Source organism: Clavibacter michiganensis subsp. tessellarius (genome assembly GCF_021922985.1).
GTDB lineage: Bacteria > Actinomycetota > Actinomycetes > Actinomycetales > Microbacteriaceae > Clavibacter > Clavibacter tessellarius.
The window spans coordinates 2,933,435-2,951,052 of the sequence record NZ_CP040788.1 but is presented as its reverse complement, the minus strand read 5'-3'; the positions used below and the strand labels follow the sequence as shown (position 1 = coordinate 2,951,052).

General features: G+C 74.5%; 20 protein-coding genes. 6 read left to right on the top strand and 14 right to left on the bottom strand.

Annotated features, from left to right (window positions below; translation table 11 throughout):
* Positions 1 to 51 precede the first annotated feature (51 nt).
* The 6 genes from mptB to hemE all read right to left on the bottom strand — a co-directional run bounded on the left by mptB (position 52) and on the right by hemE (position 5,473).
* Positions 52 to 1,614, bottom strand: coding sequence for a polyprenol phosphomannose-dependent alpha 1,6 mannosyltransferase MptB (gene mptB, locus FGG90_RS14050; RefSeq protein WP_165771351.1), 1,563 nt, complete (start codon positions 1,612 to 1,614; stop codon positions 52 to 54).
* A 119-nt stretch (positions 1,615 to 1,733) separates the two neighbouring features.
* Positions 1,734 to 2,009: a DUF3618 domain-containing protein gene (locus FGG90_RS14045; protein WP_094126419.1), complete on the bottom strand. Its 276-nt coding sequence runs from the start codon at positions 2,007 to 2,009 to the stop codon at positions 1,734 to 1,736.
* Complete coding sequence (locus FGG90_RS14040) at positions 1,999 to 2,415, bottom strand: phage holin family protein (protein WP_063072416.1); 417 nt, start codon at positions 2,413 to 2,415, stop codon at positions 1,999 to 2,001. Before FGG90_RS14040 ends, FGG90_RS14045 begins: the two co-directional genes overlap by 11 nt.
* A 32-nt stretch (positions 2,416 to 2,447) precedes the next feature.
* Positions 2,448 to 2,789, bottom strand: coding sequence for a hypothetical protein (locus tag FGG90_RS14035; RefSeq protein ID WP_094126420.1), 342 nt, complete (start codon positions 2,787 to 2,789; stop codon positions 2,448 to 2,450).
* A gap of 124 nt (positions 2,790 to 2,913) precedes the next feature.
* Positions 2,914 to 4,356 carry a protoporphyrinogen oxidase gene (gene hemG, locus FGG90_RS14030; RefSeq protein WP_094126421.1) on the bottom strand — a complete coding sequence of 481 codons (1,443 nt, stop codon included), beginning with the start codon at positions 4,354 to 4,356 and terminating at the stop codon, positions 2,914 to 2,916.
* Positions 4,349 to 5,473, bottom strand: coding sequence for a uroporphyrinogen decarboxylase (gene hemE / locus FGG90_RS14025; protein WP_094126422.1), 1,125 nt, complete (start codon positions 5,471 to 5,473; stop codon positions 4,349 to 4,351). Before hemE ends, hemG begins: the two co-directional genes overlap by 8 nt.
* 173 nt (positions 5,474 to 5,646) lie before the next feature.
* Here hemE and FGG90_RS14020 point away from each other — a divergent pair, with 173 nt between their 5' ends.
* The 4 genes from FGG90_RS14020 to FGG90_RS14005 are packed head-to-tail and all read left to right on the top strand — an operon-like array spanning position 5,647 to position 8,783.
* Positions 5,647 to 6,966 carry a glutamyl-tRNA reductase gene (locus FGG90_RS14020; protein WP_094126423.1) on the top strand — a complete coding sequence of 440 codons (1,320 nt, stop codon included), beginning with the start codon at positions 5,647 to 5,649 and terminating at the stop codon, positions 6,964 to 6,966.
* Positions 6,963 to 7,598, top strand: a complete 636-nt coding sequence (locus FGG90_RS14015) for a GNAT family N-acetyltransferase (protein WP_237583433.1) — start codon at positions 6,963 to 6,965, stop codon at positions 7,596 to 7,598. Before FGG90_RS14020 ends, FGG90_RS14015 begins: the two co-directional genes overlap by 4 nt.
* A gap of 14 nt (positions 7,599 to 7,612) precedes the next feature.
* Positions 7,613 to 8,230, top strand: a complete 618-nt coding sequence (locus FGG90_RS14010) for a GNAT family N-acetyltransferase (protein WP_094131209.1) — start codon at positions 7,613 to 7,615, stop codon at positions 8,228 to 8,230.
* Positions 8,231 to 8,237: 7 nt separating this feature from the next.
* Positions 8,238 to 8,783, top strand: coding sequence for an NUDIX hydrolase (locus FGG90_RS14005; protein ID WP_210433011.1), 546 nt, complete (start codon positions 8,238 to 8,240; stop codon positions 8,781 to 8,783).
* On the opposite strand, the gene FGG90_RS14000 is transcribed toward FGG90_RS14005, so the two are convergent.
* Positions 8,773 to 9,129, bottom strand: coding sequence for a hypothetical protein (locus FGG90_RS14000; RefSeq protein WP_094126424.1), 357 nt, complete (start codon positions 9,127 to 9,129; stop codon positions 8,773 to 8,775). The genes FGG90_RS14005 and FGG90_RS14000 overlap by 11 nt on opposite strands.
* Positions 9,130 to 9,297: 168 nt before the next feature.
* Between FGG90_RS14000 and FGG90_RS13995 the strand changes: the two genes are divergently transcribed.
* Complete coding sequence (locus FGG90_RS13995; protein WP_094126425.1) at positions 9,298 to 9,471, top strand: CsbD family protein; 174 nt, start codon at positions 9,298 to 9,300, stop codon at positions 9,469 to 9,471.
* Between the two features lie 91 nt (positions 9,472 to 9,562).
* Here the strand turns inward: FGG90_RS13995 and FGG90_RS13990 are convergent, their stop codons facing one another.
* The gene (locus FGG90_RS13990; RefSeq protein WP_094126426.1) at positions 9,563 to 10,747 is read right to left on the bottom strand and encodes an AMP-binding protein; all 1,185 of its coding nucleotides are present in this window, start codon (positions 10,745 to 10,747) and stop codon (positions 9,563 to 9,565) included.
* 19 nt (positions 10,748 to 10,766) lie between these two features.
* Positions 10,767 to 11,678: a 1,4-dihydroxy-2-naphthoyl-CoA synthase gene (locus FGG90_RS13985; RefSeq protein WP_094126427.1), complete on the bottom strand. Its 912-nt coding sequence runs from the start codon at positions 11,676 to 11,678 to the stop codon at positions 10,767 to 10,769.
* Positions 11,679 to 11,754: 76 nt separating this feature from the next.
* Between FGG90_RS13985 and FGG90_RS13980 the strand changes: the two genes are divergently transcribed.
* Positions 11,755 to 12,741, top strand: a complete 987-nt coding sequence (locus tag FGG90_RS13980) for an o-succinylbenzoate synthase (RefSeq protein WP_094126428.1) — start codon at positions 11,755 to 11,757, stop codon at positions 12,739 to 12,741.
* Between the two features lie 40 nt (positions 12,742 to 12,781).
* Here FGG90_RS13980 and ccsB read toward each other — a convergent pair whose 3' ends face one another.
* The 5 genes from ccsB to FGG90_RS13955 are packed head-to-tail and all read right to left on the bottom strand — an operon-like array spanning position 12,782 to position 17,406.
* Positions 12,782 to 13,780 (bottom strand): c-type cytochrome biogenesis protein CcsB, encoded by a 999-nt coding sequence (gene ccsB / locus FGG90_RS13975; protein WP_094126429.1) that lies wholly within the window; start codon positions 13,778 to 13,780, stop codon positions 12,782 to 12,784.
* On the bottom strand, positions 13,777 to 15,435 hold the full coding sequence (gene resB / locus FGG90_RS13970) for a cytochrome c biogenesis protein ResB (protein ID WP_094126430.1): 1,659 nt from the start codon (positions 15,433 to 15,435) through the stop codon (positions 13,777 to 13,779). Before resB ends, ccsB begins: the two co-directional genes overlap by 4 nt.
* Positions 15,419 to 16,159, bottom strand: coding sequence for a cytochrome c biogenesis CcdA family protein (locus FGG90_RS13965; RefSeq protein ID WP_094126431.1), 741 nt, complete (start codon positions 16,157 to 16,159; stop codon positions 15,419 to 15,421). Before FGG90_RS13965 ends, resB begins: the two co-directional genes overlap by 17 nt.
* Positions 16,160 to 16,762, bottom strand: coding sequence for a TlpA family protein disulfide reductase (locus FGG90_RS13960; RefSeq protein WP_094126432.1), 603 nt, complete (start codon positions 16,760 to 16,762; stop codon positions 16,160 to 16,162).
* The gene (locus tag FGG90_RS13955) at positions 16,762 to 17,406 is read right to left on the bottom strand and encodes a histidine phosphatase family protein (RefSeq protein WP_086518109.1); all 645 of its coding nucleotides are present in this window, start codon (positions 17,404 to 17,406) and stop codon (positions 16,762 to 16,764) included. The genes FGG90_RS13960 and FGG90_RS13955 overlap by 1 nt, the downstream gene beginning before the upstream one ends.
* Positions 17,407 to 17,618: the final 212 nt, after the last annotated feature.

The window sequence follows — 17,618 nt, the reverse complement described above, 5'->3', positions numbered from 1 at the left end:
GGGCCGCGCGGGCGGGTGCCGCGGGCGGGCGCGGTCGGGCGCCGTCGCGGATCAGGCCGGCGGCACCCGCGCGGCGGAGAACTGGTGGCGGGGCGCCCGGAGCGCGCGGAAGGGATCCGTCCCCGCGAGCCCCTGCAGCCCCGGCGCGAGCACCCCGAGGATGCCGACCACCGCGATGAGGACGACGAGGAACCGCGGCCAGCCGGACGCGACCGTGTGCACGACCGCCATGGGCTCGAGCAGGTTCACGCCCACGAGGAAGACCGTCGCGGAGACCGCGAGCGACATCGCGGCGCCGTCCGCGATGCCCACGACGGCGAGCACCACGAGCACCCACAGGCCGTACCAGGGGTACACGACGGGCGACATCGCGACGATGCAGGCGAAGGCGAGCGCCAGCCGCGCCTCGCCGGAGAGCGTCCGGGTGGTGAGGATGCACCAGGCGGCGCCGGCGAAGCCGATGAGGATCCCCGCGGTCTTGATGCCGCCCTCGACCGCGTCGCCCGGTCCGCCGAGCACGTCCGCGAGCGGGCCGATCGCGCCGGCGGCGAGGCCGAACGGCATGAACCAGGACACGACGGACACGGGGCTCGAGAGCGCCGAGATCCAGCCGAGGCCGACGCCGAGCAGCTGCCCGCCGATCGCGAGGAGGCCCATCGCGGCGATGCCCGACGCGGTCCACGCGGCCCAGACCCGCGGGTCGCGCGTGGGCGCGCGGAGGCCGACGACCGCACCCGCGGATCCGTCCACGGCGACGCCGGCGGGCGCGCGGTCGTCGACGCGGCGCGCGCGCATCTCGGCATGGACGATGGCGACGACCGGCAGCGCCACGAGGGCGATGGGCTTCACGGCCACGGCCGCGGTCACGAGCAGCACCGCCAGCACCGGCCGCGAGTCGATGGCGGCCAGGAGGCCCGCGACGAGGAGGCCCATCATGAGCGCGTCGTTGTGCGCGGCGATCACGAAGTTGAAGCTCACGAGCGGGCTAGCGGCGAGGAACCAGAGGGCGCGCACGGGATCGATGCGCCGCCGGCGCGCGATGCGGTAGCCGCACCACACCATGAGGATCACGCCCGCGACCGACACGAGGCGCGCGCCGAGCACGGCGGCCTCGGTGCTGATCGCCGTGTCGATGGCGCCGAGCCCGCGCTCGACGAGGAGGTAGAGGGGGCCGTAGGGTGCCGGGTTGTGCGCCCACAGCGGGTCGACGCCCGTGGAGCGCCAGTCGGCGAGCACCGCGGGGCCGTGCTCGTAGGGCGAGAGGCCGGCCCCGAGCACGCGGCCCTGGGCGATGTAGGAGTACACGTCCCGGCTGAACAGGGGCACGCTCGCGAGCAGCGGCGTCGTCCAGAGGACGGAGAGGCCGAGGACGGCGCGGATCGCGCGGTCGCCCAGGCGCGGGAGGAGGGCGCCGAGGAGGAGCCAGGCGGCGACCATGAGCACGCCGCCGATCACGACAGCGGCCGACGCGATCCCCGTCGCCGTCGGCGAGACCCGCAGGCCGCCGACCACGGCCAGCTGCGAGAGGCCGGACTCCGCGGGCGCATGGCCCACGACGAACGACGCCGCGACGAGCATGAGCGAGCCGCCCAGGCCCACGAGCCCGGGCAGCATCAGCGGATGCCGCCCGAGGGCGTCGGGATCGCGCGGCGTGCGCGGGATCCGCGACGCGGGGCGATCTGCGGCGGCGCGAGGACGCGCGGGCACGACGAGCGGTCCCGTCCGGTCCGGCGTCAGCGGCGCGCGGCGCGCGACACGGCCCAGACCACGCCGCCGATCACCACGACCGCGCCCACGCCGACGGCCACGAGCAGCAACGGGTCCTCGTCCGCGGTGCGGCGGATCCGGCGACGGAGGTCGGCGATGCCGTCCTTCGCCCGGCGCCGCACGTTGAGCTTCGACTCCAGCGCGTCGAGCGTGGCGGCGATCTCCTCGCGCGTGTGCTGGATGTCGAGCTTCAGCTCCGTGCGCGAGCGCGGGCCGACGGGGCGGGGGCGGTCAGTGCTCATACTTGCCGGTCCCCTTCACCGCGTCGACGTCCTCCTTGAGGCTGTCCACGGTCTCCTCGGGCGTCGGCGGGACGCCCTTCTTGAGCCAGCGGATGCCGAGCAGCGCCAGCACCACCGTGATCAGGAGGAACACGCCGGCGACGATGAGCGCGGAGAGCCACGGCGAGAACGCCTCGGACAGGCCGAGGATCGCGGCGGCGACGAGCACCAGGAACGCGATGAACGCGAAGAAGAGCGCGACGACGAGGAAGCCGGCGCCGATCCCCGCGTGCTTGAGCTTGGAGACGAGCTCGTTCTTGAACGACTCGATCTCGTCCTTGACCAGCTGGACGATGAGGGTCGGCAGGTCGGCGACGAGCCGGACGAGCGAGCGCTTGCTCTTCGGATTGAGATCCTGATCCGTCATGCGGGGTTCCCTCCTGGGGATGGGCGGGCGGGTCAGCGGGAGGTGCCGGAGCCGTTCGGCTCGGGCGAGGCGGGGTCCATGGTCGGGTACGACGAGGTGGACGCGCTGGAGGGCGTGGATCCGGCGGACGAGTCCTTCTTGCCGCCCGTGACGGTGCCGACGACCTTCTTGGCGCCGCCGACGACCGCGTGCGCGACGTCGGGGGTGTGGTCCTTCACGAAGCCGGCCGCGTTGTCGACCTGGCGCTGGACCTTCGGGTCGTCCCAGACCTTCTTGGCGTTCGTGCGGATCTGCTCGTAGCGCTTGCGTCCGGCGCGGGCGCCGAGGACGTAGCCGACACCGGCTCCGGCGACGAAGAGAAGCTTGCCTTTCATGGGAGATCTCCGATCGTTGAGGGGGCACGTGGGGCGCACGTCCGTTCAGCGTATCCCTCCGGCGCACGCGCGTGGTCGGGGGCGGCGGGACGGGCGCTGCTCGGCCAGCCGGGTCTCGCCAGGCTCACCGCCGCGCGAGGACGCGGTCGGCGGCGGCGACCGCGTCGGCCACGACGGAGGCGAGGCCGGTGCCCGCGACCGCGGATCCGGTGATCTCGAGGCCCGGGTGCTCGGCCGCCTCGTCCCGCACGGCCTGCACGCGCTCGCGGTGCCCGGAGGCGGCGAACGGGAGGGCGTTGGTCCAGCGCACGCGGGCGGATCCGGTGACCCGGCCCGCGAGGTCGGTCCCCAGCAGCGCGGACGCGTCGCGCACCGCGATGGCCGTCAGCTCGTCGTCGGGGACCGCGGCGGTGTCGTCGTTCCCGCCCGCGCGCCCGTAGGAGAGGCGGAGCACGTGCCGGTCGCCCGCGAGGTCCTTCAGCCACGGCCACTTGGCGGTCGCGTGCGTGAGGGCCTTCGCGCGCACGTCGGGCACGTCGGCGGAGACCAGCACGCCCGTGCCGCGCGGGGCGGCGTCGAGCTCGGGGGCGCGGACGACGAGCGTGACGAGCTCGACGGAGGACGGCTCGGGCCAGCCCTCGGTGACGGCGCGCGGCGCGAGGCCGGAGAAGAGCCGGACGAGTCCCGCCGCGGGGATCGCGAGGACCACGCCGGCGGCGTCGATGCCGCGGCCGTCCGCGAGCTCGACGTGCCAGTCGTCGAAGGCGGCGGCGCCCTCGTGGGAGCGGTGCCGGTGCACGGACTCCACGGCGAGCGAGGTGCGCACGTCGACGCCGAGGCGCTGGAGGTCGGCGACGAGCGCGTCGACGAGGAGGTGCACTCCGCCGACGACGCCGCTCACGGCGGATCCCGCGGGCGAGGCGGCGCGCATGGACGCGACCGCGCGCCCGAGCGAGCCGTGCTCGGCGAGGCCGGCGCGGAGGCCGGGCGCGACGGAGTCGGCGTCGACCTCGTCGGGGTGCGCGCTGTGCACGCCGGAGACGATGGGGGCGACGAGCCGGTCGACGACGCGGTCGCCCATGCGGGCGCGGACGAGGCCGCCGAGCGTGCGCTCCTTCGCGCCGACGGAGGCGGGGAGCGCGAGGTCGGCCTTGGCGCGGACGACGCCGACGCGGCCGATCGCGGTGGCGATGGTGAGGTCGAACGGGTGCGCCGGGATCCCGAGGAGGCCCGTGCGCGGGAGCTGGATGGCCCGCTCGGCGAGCTGCACCCACGCGCCGTCCGGGTTCGGCTGCACGATGCGGTCGGCGAGGCCGAGCTCGCCGAGGTAGGCGGCGACCGTGCCGCGGCGGGTCGCGAAGCTCTCGGCGCCGCTGTCGAGGCGGAGGCCGTCGACCACGTGGGATCCGACGGTGCCGCCGAGCGCGGGCGACGCCTCCACGAGGATCACGCGCCGGCCGGCCAGGGCGCAGGCGCGGGCGGCGATGAGGCCGCCCACCCCGCCGCCGACCACGACGACGTCGGTCGGGTCCACCTCGCCGGCCGCCTGCCGCGGGTCGCTAGCCACGGACCAGGTCCACGATGCGCGTGAGCACGGTCGGGTCGGTCTCGGGCGGCACGCCGTGGCCGAGGTTGAGGATGTGCGCCGGCGCCGCCGTCCCGCGCTCGAGCACGTCGCGGACGTGCGCCTCGAGGATCGGCCACGGCGCGGCCAGCAGGGCCGGGTCGACGTTGCCCTGGACGGGGACGGATCCGCCGAGCCGGCGCGACGCCTCGTCGAGCGGGATGCGCCAGTCGACGCCCACCGCGTCGACGCCCACGTCGTGCATCGCGCCGAGGAGCTCGCCGGTGCCGACGCCGAAGTGGACGAGCGGGACGGTGCGGCCGTCGGCCGCGGTGATGGTGCGCACGTGGTCGAGCGCGAGCGCGGAGGCCGGGGCGACGCGCTGCGTGTAGTCGGCGAGCGAGAGGCCGCCGGCCCAGGAGTCGAAGAGCTGCGCGGCGGAGGCGCCGGCCATGACCTGCGCGCGGAGGAAGACGCCCGTGATCTCGGCGCACCAGCGCATGAGGGCGTCCCAGGCGTCGGGATCCGCGTGCATGAGGCCGCGGGCCGCGATGTGGTCCTTGCTCGGCCCGCCCTCGACGAGGTACGCGGCGAGCGTGAAGGGGGCGCCCGCGAAGCCGATGAGCGGGGTGTCGCCGAGCTCCGCGACGGTGCGCGCGACGGCCTGGCGGATGGGCTCGAGCGCGGCGGGGTCGAGCGCCGGCAGCGCGGCCACGTCGGCGGCGGTGCGGACGGGCTTCTCGAGCACCGGTCCGCGCCCCGCGACGATGTCGACGCCCACGCCCGCGAGCTTGAGCGGGATGACGATGTCGCTGAAGAAGATGCCCGCGTCCACGTGGTGGCGGCGGACGGGCTGGAGCGTGATCTCGCTGGCCATCTCCGGGTCGAGGCACGCGTCGAGCATGCGGGTGCCCACGCGCAGCTCGCGGTACTCGGGCAGCGAGCGGCCGGCCTGGCGCATGAACCACACGGGCGCGCGGTCTCCGCGGTGGCCGCGGTACGCCTCGACGAGCAGCGACGACGCGGTGCGGGTGTTGAGCGGGTGCTCGGCGGGGAGCGGGAGGGCGGCGGATGCGGGCGCGGAGGCGGAGGATGCGGGCGTGATCACGGAGGAGATCATCGCATCCCCCGCCTGCGCGCCCGCTCGGCTGGGGACGCGGGCCGGCGGACGACGCGGACGGCGAGGCTGTCGGCGAGGCGGACGCCGAGGCTGCCGGCGCCGGGGCCCCGACCCCGGGAGGCAGGGCACCCTCACCGGCCCCGACCACACGGCGGGGAGGTTTACCATGGACTGTGCTCATATGTCTGACGGCGAGTCATCACAACGCCAGCTTCGAGGTCCTCGAGAAGCTGTCCGTGGCCGCACCCTCCGTCGCCGGCACGCTCATGGAGCAGAACGACTTCATCGCGGGGGCCGTCGTCCTCGCCACCTGCAACCGCTTCGAGGCCTACCTCGACGTCGAGGAGCCCCTCACCGCGGCCCGCGCGCTGGCCGTCGAGGCCACGGTCGACGTGGTCAGCGGGGCGAGCGGCATCGACCGCGACGACGTCCGCGGCAGCGTCGACGTGAAGTGCGGTGACGCGGTCGCCGAGCACCTGTTCGCCGTCTCCTCGGGCCTCGAGTCCGTCGTGGTCGGCGAGGGCGAGATCGCCGGGCAGGTCCGCCGCGCGCTCGAGGGCGCGCGCACGGGCGGCACCACGAGCACGGGCCTCGAGCGCCTCTTCCAGACCGCGTCCAACACCTCGCGCGGCGTCAAGACCCGCACGGGCCTGCAGAGCGCCGGGCGATCCATGGTCCGCCTCGCGCTCGACCTCGCCGAGAGCCGCATCGCCGACTGGTCGGCCACCCGCGTCCTCCTGGTCGGCACGGGCGCCTACGCCGGCGCGAGCCTCGCGGCGCTCCGTGACCGCGGCGTCGTCGACGTGCACGTCTACTCCCCCTCGGGCCGCGCGCAGAAGTTCGCCGGCCCCCACGGCATCCCCGCGGTGGAGGGGCGCGACCTGCTCCGCGCGCTCGCCGCCTCCGACATCGTCGTCACCTGCAGCACGGCGCCGAAGTCCGTGCTCGCCGCCCATCACATGCAGGCCGCCGCCGCCGTCTCAGGGGACGGCCGCCGCCGCCTCGTCATCGACCTCGGGCTGCCGCGCAACGTGGATCCGGACGTCGTCACGGTCGACGGCGTCGAGCTGCTCGACCTGGAGACCATCAGCCTGCACGCGCCGCTCCGCGACCTCACCGCCACGGACGACGCCCGCGAGATCGTCAGCACCGCCGCCGCCGAGTTCCGCGCCGCGAGCGCCGAGGACGAGGTGGCCCCCGCGGTCGTGGCCCTCCGCACCCACATCTTCGACGTCCTCGAGGGCGAGCTGGAGCGCGTCCGCAAGCGCGGCGACTCCTCCGAGGCCACCGAGAAGGCGCTCCGCCACCTCGTGAGCGTCCTCGTGCACCAGCCGTCCGTCCGGGCCCGCGAGCTCGCGCGCCAGGGCGAGGGCGCCCGCGTGGTCGACGCCGTGCAGGCGCTCTTCGGGCTCGACGTGGAGGTGCCCGCCGCGGTGTCCTCCCCCGTCGCCGTCGCGCTGCCCCGCACCGGTGAGGCGGGCTCGGCGTCGTGAGGCCCCGCGTCCTCCGCGGTCCGCGCCTCGACGCGCCCCTCCGGATGACGGATCCGGTGCGCACCGAGCGCCTCGTGCTCCGGCCCTACACGGCCGACGACCTCGACGACTTCGCCGACATCCAGCGCCGGCGCGAGGTGGTCGAGTACATGTTCTGGCCGCTCCGCGACCGCGCCGCCTCGAAGCGCCACCTGGCCGACCGCCGCCGCAAGACCCGCCTCGAGCAGGGCCACGACTTCCTCGGCCTCGCCGTGGAGCTGCCGGACGAGCCGAGCCTCAACCCGCGGGCGTCGTCGGGCCGCGTGGTGGGCGACGTGTCGCTCCTCCTCCGCAACGTCCCGTCGCGGCAGCTCGAGGTGGGCTGGGTCATGAACCCCGACTTCGCCGGCCGCGGCTACGCCACGGAGGCCAGCCGCGCCCTCATCGACATCGCCTTCCGGCGTGCCGGCGCCCACCGCGTCGTCGCGCAGCTCGACGCCCGCAACTCCTCCTCCGCGCGCATGGCCGAGCGCCTCGGCATGCGCCTCGAGGGCCGCTTCCGCGAGGAGCACCTCGTGAAGGGCGAGTGGGTCGACAGCCTCTACTACGCCGTGCTCGCCGACGAGTGGGCGGCCACGCCGCCGGCGCCCTGACCCGGAGCCGCATCGTGCACGGAGACCTGCCCGCGATCGGCCCCGTCGACGTGCGCGGGCCGATCCGCACCTCCCGCCTCGTGCTCCGTCCGTTCGCGCCCGACGACCTGGTCGCCGTCGACGCCTACGCGACCTCGCCGGGCGCGCGCGGCCACCTGGCCGGCACCCCGACGGGCGCCCGACCCGACGCGGCGCGCCTGCTCGCCGACCGCCTCGGCTGGACGCGCCTCGCTGCCGTCGGCGACCGGCTGGCCCTCGCCGTGGAGCTGCCGGCCCAGGGTCCGCGACCCGCCCACGTGGTCGGCGAGGCGCACGCGCGGCTGCGCGAGCCCGCCGCCCGCCAGGCCGAGCTCGGCGTCGTCCTGCACGAGGACGTGCGCGGGGCGGGGCTCGCGGGCGAGGCGGCCGACCGGATCCTCGAGCTGCTGTTCGAGGAGGCCGGCGTCCACCGCGTCACGGCCCGGGCGGACGCACGCGACGCGGCGGCACTCGCCCTGGCCACGCGCCTCGGCATGCGCCGGGAGGCCCTGCTCGTGCACGACAGGTGGGTCGAGGGGGCGTGGGCCGATACCGTGGTCGTCGCCCTGCTCGACGTCGAGTGGGCGGCTCGCACGAGCCTCGACGGACTGTAGGAGACCCGTGACCTCGACCCCCGACCCGGCCCGTCGACCCGTCCTCCCCGTCATCGACGACGATGACGACGATGACGACGACGACCTCGATCAGCCGGACGGCCCCGACGGCCCCGCATCCGACGACCCGCTCCGCGCCGCCTCCGAGCGGCCGCTGCGCGTCTCCGCGCTGGCCCTCATCCGCGACCGGCGGGTGCTGATGGTGCGCGTCGAGGGCCAGGACGTGCTCTACCTGCCCGGCGGCAAGATCGAGCCGGGCGAGGGCGCGCGGCAGGCGCTGATGCGCGAGGCCGCCGAGGAGGTCGGGCTCGACATCGACCCCGCGACCGTCGAGGACCTCTTCACGGTCCTCGCCGACGCCCACGGCGTGCACGCCGGACGCCTCGTGAGCATGACCGTCTACCGGGCGGAGCCGCGGGACCGCGAGCAGGAGCCCGTCGCCTCGGGCGAGGTCGCCGAGCTCGAGCTCGTGGGGTCCGCGGACGCCGACCGCTGCCCGCCCGCCGGGCAGGCGGCCCTGGAGCGCCTGGTGGCGCTCCGGCTCATCGACTGAGCGGTGCGTCCCCGTCGGCGGAGGGGCGGGCCGGATCCGCGGGGTCCGTCGGCCCGGCGGCGGCGGTGGCGTCGTCGCCCGCACGCGATGCGGTCGGATCCGCTCGCGCCGCCAGCTCGGCCGCGCGCGTGGCGCGCACCTTCCGCCGCTGGTCCACGAAGGCGAGCACGGCCGCGACCGTCGCGACGGCGCCCGCGACGAGCGTGCCGGTGACCTCGCCGACCCCGTCGGCCTCGATCGCGGCGACGAGGATGGCCACGGTGAAGCCGGCGATGACGACGCCGACCGCGAGGATCAGCCAGGAGAGGAGGCCCTTCGCGCGCGCGTCGGGGGTGCGGGTCGCCATGCGCCCATCCTCCCATGCGGCCGTCGGGCGGATCCGGCCGGCCGGGCTCGCGCTGTCGGACGGGCCGGCCGGATCCGCCCGCCCGAGCGTCCGGTGTGAGCCGGGTGACGCCCGCGCCCGACCGGCGTAGCGTCGGAGACGTCACATCCACCGAACGAAGGAGCGCCCATGAGTGCGGACGACAAGGCCCAGAACACCGGCGAGAAGCTCGCGGGGAAGGCCGAGGAGGCCTTCGGGAAGCTGACCGGCGACGACAGCAAGGTCGCCGAAGGCGAAGCGGAGCAGGCCGGGGCAAGCGCCAAGCAGGCCGGCGAGAACGTGAAGGACGTCTTCAAGAAGTAAGAGTTCCGGAGGGACGTCCCTCCTGAGAGGCGAGGGGCCGGGTGCCGAGCATCCGGCCCCTCGTCATGCCCGGGCGCGGGGCCGCGGTGCCTCAGGCGGCCGGATGCGCGTCGGCCAGGGCCCGGAGCGCGCGCCGGTCGGGCTTGCCGGACGGCAGCGTCGGCATCTCCGGGATCCCGCGCACGGCGGTCGACCCGGCGACGCGACCGAGGCGCGCGGCCAGCTCGCGGCGCACGCGCTCGGCGAGCTGAGGATCCACCGCGCCCAGCACGAACACCACCGGACGCTGGCCCCACCCCGCGTGCTCGCCGGGCACCGCGACGGCCTCGCCGAGGCGCGCGTCCCACGCCGCGAGCGAGCGCACCGCCTCCTCGACCGCGGCCAGCCGCAGCTTCTCGCCGCCGGAGATCACGACGTCGTCGAGCCGCCCGGTGATCCGCAGCACGCCGTCGACGAGCGCGCCGCCGTCGCCCGTGCGGTACCAGCGGCGGCCGTCGTGCTCGCCGAACGCCGCTTCGGTGGCGCCGGGGTCGCCCAGGTAGCCCTCCGCGAGCATCGGGCCGGCGAGCTCGACCTGGCCGTCGACGACGGCGACCTCGGCCGTCGCGACCGGCACGCCGTCGTACACGCAGCCGCCGGCGGTCTCGCTGGATCCGTAGGTGCGCACCACGCGCCAGCCGAGCGCGGCGGCCCGGTCGACGAGGTGCGGGGGCGTGGCCTGCCCGCCGACGAGGATCGCGTCGAGGCGGCGGACGGCGTCGCGGACGCGGCGGGCGTCGTCCCCCGCTGCGCCGCCGTCCGCCGCCTCGACCAGCCGGTGCAGCTGCGTCGGCACGAGCGACGTGTACCGGGCGAGGCGCGCGTCCATCGACGCGGCCAGGTCCGCGAAGGCGCGCGGGTCGAAGCTGCCGGGCGCGAGGACCGCCGGTGCCGTGCCCGCCGCGATCGAGCGCACGAGCACCTGCAGGCCGGCGATGTAGTGGGTGGGCAGCGCGAGGATCCACTGCCCGGGCGCCCCGAGCGCGGTCTGCGACGCGGCGGCGCTCGCCAGCAGCGCATCCGACGACAGGGCCACGCGCTTGGGCCGGGAGGTGGTGCCGGAGGTCTCGACCACGAGCGCGACGCGTCGCTCGACCTCGACCGGCGGCGGATCCCCGACGGCCGCGGGCGCGTCCACCGGGCGCGCGAGCAGCGCCGGGCCGTCCCCCGCGAGCGCGGCGCGGAGGAGGGGCACGACGTCGGCGCCGGACGCGGTGAGCCGCTCGAGGCGCCTCACGGGAGCGCTGCCGCGCGGATCAGAACTGCCACGGGAACGGCGACCAGTCGGGCGCGCGCTTCTCGAGGAAGGAGTCGCGGCCCTCGACGGCCTCGTCGGTGCCGTAGGCGAGGCGCGTGGCCTCGCCCGCGAACACCTGCTGGCCGACCATGCCGTCGTCCACCGCGTTGAAGGCGTACTTGAGCATGCGGATCGCGGTGGGCGACTTCCCGAGGATCGTCTCCGCCCAGTCCAGCGCCGTCGCCTCGAGCTCGGCGTGCGGCACGACGCGGTTCACGGCGCCCATCTCGTACATGCGCTGGGCGCTGTGCTCCTCCGCCAGGAAGAACACCTCGCGCGCGGCCTTCTGGCCGACCTGGCGGGCGAAGTAGGCGGATCCGTACCCGCCGTCGAACGACCCGACGTCGGCGTCGGTCTGCTTGAAGCGGCCGTGCTCCGCCGACGCGATGGTGAGGTCGCAGACGACGTGCAGCGAGTGCCCGCCGCCGGCCGCCCAGCCGGGGACGACCGCGATCACGACCTTGGGCATGAAGCGGATGAGGCGCTGGACCTCGAGGATGTGGAGGCGCCCGGCACGCGCCGGGTCGACGCCCTCGGCGGTCTCGCCGTCGGCGTACTTGTAGCCGTCGCGCCCGCGGATGCGCTGGTCGCCGCCGCTGCAGAACGCCCAGCCGCCGTCCTTCGGGCTCGGGCCGTTGCCGGTGAGGAGCACGACGCCGATGCGCGGATCCTGCCGGGCGTCGTCGAGCGCCTGGTACAGCTCGTCGACCGTGCGCGGGCGGAAGGCGTTGCGCACCTCCGGCCGGTCGAACGCGATGCGCGCGATCCGCCCCGAGAGGTCGTGGTGGTAGGTGACGTCGGTGAAGCCCTCCGCGAGGGGCACGTCGCGCCAGCGGGTGGGATCGAGGATGTCGGAGACCTGCTTCACCATGACGCCCAGCCTAGGCGCCGGGTGCCGGGCCGACCGCGGGCGGGCCGTCGCGGTCCGCGGGTGCGAGGCTGGACCCATGCTCCCCGCGATCGACGACCTCCTCGCCACGGCCCGCGTCGTCGCCCTCCCCCTCCGCACGCGCTTCCGCGGCCTCGACGTGCGCGAGGCCGTGCTGATCGAGGGTCCGCTCGGCTGGACCGAGTTCTCGCCGTTCGTCGAGTACGACGACGCCGAGTCCGCCGCCTGGCTGGAGGCCGCGATCGACTTCGGCTGGACCGCGCCGCCCGCGCCCCTCCGCGACCACGTGCTCGTGAACGCGACGATCCCGGCCGTGAAGGGGTCGCGCGTGGCCGAGGTGCTGGCCCGGTTCCCCGGCTGCCGCACCGCGAAGGTCAAGGTGGCCGAGCATGGCACCGTGCTCGCGGACGACGTGGCGCGCGTCGCCGAGGTGCGCCGCCTGCTGGGCCCCGAGGGCCGCGTGCGCATCGACGCGAACGCGGCCTGGAAGGTCGACGAGGCCGAGCACGCGATCCACGCCCTCGCCGAGCACGACCTCGAGTACGTGGAGCAGCCCTGCGCGTCGGTGGAGGAGCTCGCGGAGCTGCGCGACCGGATCCGCCACCTCGGCGTGCCCGTCGCCGCCGACGAGAGCGTCCGCAAGGCCGAGGACCCGTTGCGGGTGGCGCGCGCCGGCGCCGCGGACCTGCTGGTCATCAAGGCGCAGCCACTCGGTGGGATCCACCGCGCGCTCGGCATCACGCGCGACGCGGGCCTGCCCGTGGTCGTGTCCAGCGCGCTCGACACGAGCGTCGGCATCTCCATGGCCGCGCACCTCGCGGCCGCGATCCCCGACCTGCCGCACGACTGCGGGCTCGGCACGGTGTCGCTCTTCGTGGAGGACGTCGTGGCGGAGCCGCTCCTGCCGGTCGACGGCCGGATCCCGGTGCGCCGGGTGACGCCGGACGCCCGGCTCCTCGACGCGCACGCCGCGGACCCGGACCGCCGCGACTGGTGGCTCGACCGGATCCGCCGCACGCACGCCGTGCTCGCGACGCGCGGCTGAACCCGCCGAGGCGGTCGACCGAGCTCGAGCGGCCGCGGGCCTACAGGCCGCTGTAGGTGTGCAGGCCCTTGAAGAACACGTTCACGACGCCGAAGTTGAACATGACGGCGGAAAACCCGATGATGGCCAGCCACGCCGACCGCGACCCACGCCAACCGCGCGTGGCCCGCGCGTGGATGTACCCGGCGTAGAGCACCCAGATGATGAAGGTCCAGACCTCCTTGGTGTCCCACCCCCAGTAGCGACCCCATGCGCGCTCGGCCCAGATGGCGCCGGCCATGAGCGTGAAGGTCCAGAAGATGAAGCCCACGATGTTGAGGCGGTACGCCATCGACTCCAGCGTGACGGAGTCGGGCAGCGTCGCGAGGAAGCGCATCTTCACGGCCTGCGCGTCGGCGGCGAGCGACTCGCGCCGGAACTGCAGCAGCTGCACGCCCGAGAGCGCGAAGGCGAGCGCGAAGAACCCGGTGCCGAGGGCGGCGACGAAGACGTGGATCACGAGCCAGTACGACTGCAGCGACGGCGGCAGCGGCGACACCTCGACGCGGTACTGGACCACGGCGATGCCGAGCAGGATGAGGATGAGCCCGGTGACGAACGTGCCGAGGAAGCGCAGGTCGCGGCGCGTGAGCACGATGAGGTAGACGCTGAGGATGAGCAGCGTGCCCGTCATGGCGAACTCGTACATGTTCGCCCACGGCACCCGGGAGGCCGCGAGGCCGCGGAGCACGGTGGCGACGGCGTGCACCACGAAGCCGACGACGAGCATCACCATGGCCACGTTGAGGCTGATCGACCGGCCGGCTGCGACGGGCGCGTCCGGACCGGAGGAGGCGGGCTGGCGCTCGAGGGTGGCGGTGCCGCCCCGGCGGGCCGCGGTGGCGCCGACGGCGGAGGGCTGCCGCGCGGTGGCCGCGTCGGCCACGAGCGCCGAGCGGCGGGCGAGGTCGAGGGCGAACGCGATGAATGCGGCCGCGTAGAGGCCCATCGCGACGAGGAGCGCGATGAGGGAGACGTCGTCGAGCATGGCCGTGTTCACGAGGGGAGCCTAACTTCCGCTTCTGACATCGCGCCCGGCGCGAGGCCGGACGCGTGCTTGTCCGCCAGGGCCGCGACCGCGGCCTCCAGCGTGGGGTCCTCGCCGCGGGCCAGGCCCGCGTACTCGAGGGTGGTGGATCCGTCCGCCTGCGGCACGGCCTTGACCCACACGCGCCGACGCGGCACGAAGAGGGACGTGAGCAGGCCGCCGAGGATCAGGATGGCGAAGAGCAGCACCCAGCCCTGCGTCGGGTCGTGGTGCACGTCGAACGAGACGAAGCGCGGGACGGAGTCGAGGGTGACGGTGCCGAGCCCGTCCGGCAGGTCGACGGTCTGGCCCGGGGCCATCCGGAGGCCCTGGACCCCCGTCTGCCCGCCCGTGAGCTGGGTCAGCGTGTCGACCTGGAGCGTGTAGACGGAGGTGGGCACTCCCGTGTTGATCCCGAGGTCGCCGGTGTAGACGTTCAGCGTCAGCACGGGGTCGTCGAGATCCGGGTAGGAGGACGTGAACGGCGTCCGGGAGTCGTCGAGCGTCGGGTAGAAGAAGCCGATCATGCCCACCTGCTCGCGCAGTCCGTCCGGGACCTTCACGACGCCGAGGGACTTCAGCTTCGCGTCCTGCGGCAGGAACGGCACGTCCGCGCTGTAGACGCTCTTCCCCTCGGGGTCGCGCACGGTCACGTGCGGCGCGTACCCGTTGCCGAGCAGGTACATGTCGGTGCCGCCGATGGCGAGCGGGTCGTTGACCTTGACCTCGCGGTCCTGCGGCTGGCCGCCGGGCACGTCGGCGGTGACGTCGGCCGTGAAGTCGAGCGGCTGCCCGATGGCGTTCGGGTTCTCCTGCTCGTACTCGACGTGCAGCGCGTCGAGCTTCACGCGGTACGGGGTGAGCGAGGAGTCGTCGAAGAACCGGCCGGGGTTGAACGAGTCGAAGGTCGAGAGCGTGTTGACGAACGACTGGCCCTCGACGAGCACCTTCTGCCCGGAGTAGCCGAAGCCGCCGCCGATGCCGACCGTGACGAGGATCCCCACCAGCGCCGAGTGGAACACGAGGTTGCCGGTCTCGCGCAGGTAGCCGCGCTCGGCCGACACGGAGAGGACGCCGCCCGCCGCCGACGCGTCGTCCACGAGCAGGGTGCGGTACCGCTGGCGCTTGAGGAGCGCGCGGGCCTGGCGGATGGCGTCGACCGGATCCGCCGTGGTCGTCCGCGTCGTGTACCCCGCCAGCCGGGACAGGCGCGCGGGCGTCTTGGGCGGCGCCTGGCGCAGCGCGTCGAAGTGGTGCTTGGCGCGCGGCACGACGCAGCCGATGAGGCTGATGAACAGCAGCAGGTAGATGGAGGAGAACCAGACCGAGCTGTAGGTGTCGAACACCTGGAGCTTGTCGAGGACCGGGTAGAGGTCCGGGTTGTCCGCGCGGAACTGCGTGACGCCGTTCGGGTCGGAGCTGCGCTGCGGCACGAGCGACCCGGGGATGGCCGCGAACGCGAGCATGAGGAGCAGGAACAGCGCCGTGCGCATGCTCGTGAGCTGACGCCAGAACCAGCGGAGCGTGCCGAGGAACCCGAGCTTGGGCTGCGCGATGGGCGCGCCGTCGGCGGAGGACGGGCGCGGCGCCTGGCGCGGCGAGTCGACGTGGTCAGATGGCCGGGACATACGAGGCGATCACCCCCTGGAGCTGGAGCATCCACGCCGACCAGAGGCCGGAGACCATCAGCACGCCGATGAGCACGAGCAGCGCTCCCCCGACGAGGTTGACGGTGCGGATGTGACGACGGAGGAACCCGACGGTGCGCGTCATCCAGCCGAGGCCGAGGGCCACGAGGAGGAACGGCACGCCGAGCCCGATGCAGTAGGCGACGCCGAGCAGGACGCCGCGGCCCGCGTCGGCGGAGGTGAGGCTCATCGAGATGACGACGGCGAGGGTCGGGCCGATGCAGGGCGCCCAGCCGACGCCGAACACGACGCCGAGCAGCGGCGCGCCCGCGAGCCCGGTGGCCGGCCGCCACGAGCTCTTCACCTGGCGCTGGAGGAAGCCGAGCCGCCCGGTGAAGACGAGCCCCATGACGATGAGGACGACCCCGAGGATCCGCGTGATGAGGTCCTGCCAGCGCATGAGCCAGAAGCCGGCGGTGGCCGAGACGAGCGTGGTGACGATGAACACGGCGGAGAAGCCGAGCACGAACAGCGCCGTGCCGAGGAGCAGGCGGCGACGCGTGGCGGATCCGCCCTTGGCCTCGGCCATGCCGCCGATGTACCCGAGGTAGCCCGGCACGAGCGGCAGCACGCAGGGGGAGGCGAACGAGACCAGTCCCGCGAGCAGCGCCAGCGGCACCGCGACGAGGAGCTGGCCCGAGAGGGCGCCCTGGATCTGGTCCACCTAGCCCGCCGGCTCCGCGACGGTGTCGGAGACGAGCGTGCGGAGCACCCCGGGGTCGATCTGCCCGAGCACCCGGGACGCGACGCGGCCCTGGCGGTCGAGCACGATGGTGGCGGGCACGGCGTTCGGCGCGATGGTGCCGGCGAACGCGAGCTGCATGCGCGTGTCCTCGACGTCGAGGACGGACGGGTAGGTGATGCCGTACGTGGAGTCGAACGAGTCGACGTTGGGCGCCTGGTCGCGCGTGTTCACGCCGAGGAACTTCACGCCGTCGGCCGCGTGCTCCTCGCTCGCGGCCTGCAGGTCCTTCGCCTCGAGGCGGCAGGGCGGGCACTCGGCGTACCAGAAGTTGACCACCGTGACGGATCCGCGGTACTCGGCGGACGTGATCTCGGTGCCGTCGGAGAGGGTGCCGGAGAAGTCGACGGGGGCGGCGCGGTCGGCCAGCGGGACCTCCGTGAACGTGCCGTCGCCCGCGATGTAGCGCTTGTTGTCGCCCGCGCGGAACTCGGCGGCGAGCGGATCCTGCGTGCAGCCGCTCAGCGCGACGGCGGCGAGCGCGGATCCCGCGGCGGCGAGGAGGGTGCGGCGGCGGACGGGCATCAGACCGCCCCCTCGTCGACCGCGAGGTCGGACAGGCCGGCCGCCGCGTCGACGTAGCCGGTCTCGACGAACCGGTCGCCCACGCGCTCGACGGTGGTGATGCTCGACAGCGCGCAGCGGCGCTTGCGCGGGTCGTGGAAGAGGCGCTCGCCCGCGAGGGAGAGGTGCACCATCCAGATGGGCAGCTGGTGGCTGACGATGACGACGTCGCCGTCCGGCACCGACCGGTGCGCGGCCTTGACGGCCTCGGCCATGCGGGCCGCGATGGAGCGGTAGGACTCGCCCCAGCTCGGCTTCACCGGGTCGACGACGAGCGGCCAGAGCCGCGGGGAGCTCGCGATGCGGGCGGGCGAGGGGAAGCGGGAGCCCTCGAAGCGGTTGGTGGGCTCGATGACGCGCTCGTCGGTCGTGACCTCGAGGGCGAAGCGCTCGGCCCAGGGAGCAGCGGACTCTTGCGCACGCTGCAGGGGCGAGGCGATGATCCGGTTGACGGGAGCCCCGGACTCCTCCAGCGCCTGCGCGGCGGCGTCGGCCATGCGGTGGCCGAGCTCGGAGAGGCCGAACCCCGGGATGCGTCCGTAGAGCACTCCGTCGGGGTTGTGCACCTCGCCGTGACGGACGAGATGGATTCGTGAGGCGACCACCCGTCAAGTGTAGGTGTCGTGCGGATGTACAACCGCCGAGCAGCGAGCGCAACCCCATGCGCGAATCATTCGTCCGCAATACGATTGGGCGCACCGGCGGGGGCCGGCGCTCCGGCACCGGCTCCGACCGGTTATTACATGCGTATACGAACGTTTGGGCCCCAAAGGAATCGCACGCTAAGTTAGGTGCTCGAGGTCGTGATCCGGCCTCC